This is a genomic window from Cellulomonas sp. (genome assembly GCF_015234515.1).
GTDB lineage: Bacteria > Actinomycetota > Actinomycetes > Actinomycetales > Cellulomonadaceae > Cellulomonas.
In genome coordinates this window covers 1-3,666 of record NZ_JADGMY010000024.1, presented here as the reverse complement: position 1 = coordinate 3,666, position 3,666 = coordinate 1, and the positions used below count along the sequence as shown (strand labels likewise).

Sequence of the window (3,666 nt, the reverse complement as noted above, 5' to 3'; positions counted from 1 at the left end):
GAGAGCTGGGGGCGGCCGACCGCGGTCATCATGCGGGTGGTGCACATGGCGCCGGGGCCCACTCCGACCTTGACGATGTCGGCGCCGGCCTCGACGAGGTCGCGGACGCCCTCGGCGGTGACGACGTTGCCGGCGACGACGGGGACCTGGGGGTCGAGCGCCCGGACGGCGGCGAGGGCGTCGAGCATCTTGCGCTGGTGGCCGTGGGCGGTGTCGACCACGAGGACGTCGACGCCGGCGGCGAGGAGGTCCGCGGCCTTGGCCTTGACGTCGCCGTTGATGCCGACGGCCGCGCCGACGCGCAGGCGGCCCTGGGCGTCGAGGGCGGGGGAGTAGATGGAGGAGCGCAAGGCGCCGACCTGGGTGAGGACTCCCACCAGCTCGTCGCCGCGGACGACGGGGGAGAACTTGCGCCGCGAGTTGTGCAGGGTCTCGAAGGCGGCTTCGAGGCCGCGGGGCCCGGACTCGGTGATCACGTCGAGGGGCACCACGGTGGGGTGGGCGGTCATGACGGCGCCCACCTGCGTGAACCGGTCCACGCCCTCGCAGTCGGCCGCGGTGACGACGCCGACGGGCCGGTCGCCCTCGACCACGACGGCGGCGCCGTGCGCGCGCTTGCCGATCAGGGTGAGGGCGGTGTGCACGGTGTCGTGCGGGGCGACGACCACGGCGGTCTCGATGACGGGGTGCCGGGCCTTGACGGACGCCACCACGTCGGCGACGACGGAGGTCGGCACGTCCTGGGGAAGGACGGTGAGCCCGCCGCGGCGGGCGACGGTCTCCGCCATGCGACGCCCGGCCACGGCGGTCATGTTGGCCACGACCAGCGGGATGGTGGCGCCCGTGCCGTCGTGGGTCGTGAGGTCGACGTCAAATCGTGACGTGACGTCCGATCTGGACGGGACGAGGAAGACATCGCCGTAGGTGAGGTCGTGTGCGGGACGCTGACCTGGGAGGAAGCGCATGGTCACCCCTTTCATCCTCATCGTAGGGGTGGTGCACGCCACAGCCACAGCCCTGATCTCGGACAGCCTGGGCGCCCGGACGCGAGGGCGCGCCCAGGCTGCGACGCCTAGAGTGATCTCCGACGCGCGGCCCTCGCCACGCGCACACAGCAGAGGAGGACGGTGTCGCGTGAGTCTGCTCGCTCGCATCAAGACGCCAGCAGACGTGCGACGCCTCACCCACCGGCAGGTGGCCTCGTTGGCCGCCGAGATCCGTGAGTTCCTGGTCCAGTCGGTGTCTCGCACCGGGGGCCACCTCGGGCCGAACCTGGGCGTCGTCGAGCTGACGATCGCGATCCACCGCGTGTTCGAGTCGCCGCGGGACACGATCGTCTTCGACACCGGCCACCAGGCGTACGTGCACAAGCTGCTGACCGGCCGCCAGGACTTCTCCGACCTGCGCAAGCAGGGCGGGATGTCGGGGTACCCGAGCCGGGCGGAGTCGGAGCACGACGTGGTCGAGAACTCGCACGCGTCCACGGCGCTCAGCTGGGCCGACGGCATCGCCAAGGCGAACCAGGTCCGCGGCCTGGACGACCGGCACGTCGTCGCCGTGATCGGCGACGGCGCGTTGACCGGCGGGATGGCCTGGGAGGCGCTCAACAACATCGCGGCCGGCCGCGACCGGCGGCTGGTGATCGTCGTCAACGACAACGGTCGGTCGTACGCGCCCACCATCGGCGGCCTGGCGCACCACCTCGACGTGCTGCGCACGACGCAGGGCTACGAGACGGTGCTCAGCTGGGGCAAGCGCACGCTGCACCGCTCGGGCCCTCCTGGACGGTTCGCGTACGAGGCCCTGCACGGGCTGAAGAAGGGCATCAAGGACGTCGTCGCGCCGCAGGGCATGTTCGAGGACCTGGGGCTGAAGTACGTCGGCCCGGTGGACGGGCACGACGCCCCGGCGGTGGAGCGCGCGCTGGCGCGGGCCAAGGCCTTCGGGGGCCCGGTGCTGGTGCACGTCATGACCGAGAAGGGCCGCGGGTACACCCCTGCCGAGCAGGACGTCGCGGACCGCTTCCACGCGGTGGGCAAGATCCACCCCGAGACCGGGCTGCCGTTGGCTCCGTCCAGGTTCGGCTGGACCAGCGTCTTCGCCGACGAGATCGTGCGGATCGGCCGTCGACGGCCGGACGTCGTGGCGATCACCGCGGCCATGCTGGCGCCCGTGGGCCTGGCGCCCTTCGCCCAGGAGTTCCCGGAGCGCACCTTCGACGTGGGCATCGCCGAGCAGCACGCGGCGACGTCGGCGGCGGGCATGGCGTTCGCCGGGCTGCACCCGGTGGTGGCGGTGTACGCGACCTTCCTCAACCGGGCGTTCGACCAGGTGCTGATGGACGTGGCCCTGCATCGCGCGGGAGTGACGTTCGTGCTCGACCGCGCCGGCCTCACGGGCGACGACGGCGCGAGCCACAACGGCATGTGGGACCTGGCGATGCTGCGCGGCGTTCCGGGGTTGCGCCTGGCCGCCCCGCGTGACGAGCCCACGCTGCGCGACGCGCTGCGCGCCGCGGTGGACATCGATGACGCGCCCAGCGTGGTGCGCTACCCCAAGGGCGCCGTGAACGACCCCATCCCCGCGATCGACGAGATCGACGGGGTGGACGTGCTCGCGCGGCACGAGCCCGAGGGCGCCGAGCGCTCGGTGCTGGTGGTCGGAGTGGGGGCGATGGCCACGACGGCCCTCGAGACCGGCGAGCTCCTCGCCGCCCACCGGCTGCGCGTGACCGTCGTGGACCCCCGCTGGGTGCTGCCGGTGCCGGCGGCGCTGACCAAGCTCGTGGGGCAGCACGACCACGTCGTCACGCTCGAGGACGGCGTCGCGGACGGCGGCATCGGATCGGCGGTGGCGCAGCGGGCCCAGGAGGCCGGACTGCGGACCACGGTGCAGCCCGTCGGCATCCCGCTGGCTTTCCTCGACCACGCGAGCCGGGACCAGCTCGTGACCGCTCTCCGGCTGACCCCGCAGGACGTCGCGCGCGACGTCCTGACGTGGTTCGACGAGCGATCCTGACCCGTTTCTCGCCATCCACGACGACGTGGTGGCGGGGACGTGAGCAGGGTCACGTCAGGTGCAGGCCCGAAAGGCCCTAGGTCCCAAGACATCCCATGACTTGGTCCGTAGGTTCAGTGGTATCAGACCTCACGAGGAGCACATGATGTCCACCACAGCTGTACCGCAGCCGGCCGTCGACGCCACAGCGTCCGCCTGGCGCGAGTTCGTCGCCGGACCCTGGAGCGACGGCATCGACGTCCGCGACTTCATCCAGCGCAACTACACCCCGTACACCGGTGACGCCTCGTTCCTCGCGGGCCCCACCGAGCGCACGACCGGTGTGTGGACCGCCCTGACCAAGATGTTCCCGGAGGAGCGCGAGCGCGGCATCTACGACGTCGACGCGAAGACTCCGTCGACGATCACCTCCCACGCGCCCGGCTACATCGACCAGGCGAACGAGCTCATCGTCGGCCTGCAGACCGACGCCCCGCTCAAGCGCGCCATCATCCCCAACGGCGGATGGCGGATGGTCGAGACCTCGCTCAAGACCTACGGCTACGAGCCCGACGAGAACGTCAAGAAGATCTTCACCGAGTACCGCAAGACCCACAACCAGGGTGTCTTCGACGTGTACCCGCCGAACGTCCGCGCCGCGCGCTCGTC

Annotated in this window: 3 protein-coding genes; 2 read left to right on the top strand and 1 reads right to left on the bottom strand. The window is 71.5% G+C overall.

Annotation, left to right across the window (positions count from 1 at the left end; translation table 11 throughout):
• On the bottom strand, nucleotides 1-965 hold a 965-nt coding region (locus tag IR158_RS12150; protein ID WP_291813372.1), incomplete at its 3' end, for an IMP dehydrogenase.
• Nucleotides 966-1,134: 169 nt separating this feature from the next.
• Between IR158_RS12150 and dxs the strand changes: the two genes are divergently transcribed.
• Together dxs and IR158_RS12140 are read left to right on the top strand one after the other, a co-directional pair.
• Nucleotides 1,135-3,018 (top strand): 1-deoxy-D-xylulose-5-phosphate synthase, encoded by a 1,884-nt coding sequence (gene dxs, locus IR158_RS12145; protein WP_291813369.1) that lies wholly within the window; start codon nucleotides 1,135-1,137, stop codon nucleotides 3,016-3,018.
• A gap of 145 nt (nucleotides 3,019-3,163) precedes the next feature.
• Nucleotides 3,164-3,666 (top strand): pyruvate formate lyase family protein (locus IR158_RS12140; protein WP_291813367.1); only part of this gene is annotated, 503 nt, incomplete at its 3' end.